This window comes from Lentibacillus populi, from assembly GCA_014642895.1.
Classification (GTDB): Bacteria; Bacillota; Bacilli; order Bacillales; family Amphibacillaceae; genus Lentibacillus_C; species Lentibacillus_C populi.
In genome coordinates this window covers 1-619 of sequence record BMJD01000124.1, presented here as the reverse complement: position 1 = coordinate 619, position 619 = coordinate 1, and the positions used below count along the sequence as shown (strand labels likewise).

General features: G+C 36.2%; 1 protein-coding gene. It reads left to right on the top strand.

The features are described from left to right. A partial coding sequence (locus IEX12_RS23190) for an RNA-guided endonuclease InsQ/TnpB family protein (protein ID WP_188726001.1) occupies positions 1 to 579 on the top strand: 579 nt, incomplete at its 5' end. Between the last annotated feature and the right edge of the window lie 40 nt (positions 580 to 619).

The window sequence follows — 619 nt, the reverse complement described above, 5'->3', positions numbered from 1 at the left end:
AAGGAAATTGAAAGCGTTGTTGGATTAGATTTTGCGATGGATGGGCTATTTGTCGATAGTGAGGGTGAGAAAGCCAATTACCCTAAGTTCTATCGACAAATGCTTGAAAAATTAGCAAAAGAACAACGTAAACTTTCTCGTAAAAAGAAAGGGTCTTCGAACTGGAATAAACAACGCATTCAGGTAGCTAAAATTCAAGAGAAAGTTGCCAATCAACGCAAGAATTTTCTTCACCATCAATCAAAAAAATTAGCAACTAAATATGATGCCGTTGTGATGGAAGATTTAGACATGAAAGGGATGTCACAAGCTCTAAGGTTTGGCAAAAGTGTCGCTGATAATGGTTGGGGAATGTTCACCTCTTTCTTACAATATAAACTACAAGAACAAGGGAAACAACTTGTCAAAATTGACAAATGGTTCCCATCCACCAAAACTTGTTCAAATTGTGGTTCAGTAAAAGAAGTCAAGTTATCTGAACGTACCTACCAATGTACTTGTGGTCTAAGTATCAACAGGGATTATAATTCAGCACTCAATATCAAAAAAGAAGGCATTCGCTTATTAGCAAGTGTCTAATAAAAATATAAACTTTTGGAACAAGAGGGTTAGCTTGGTC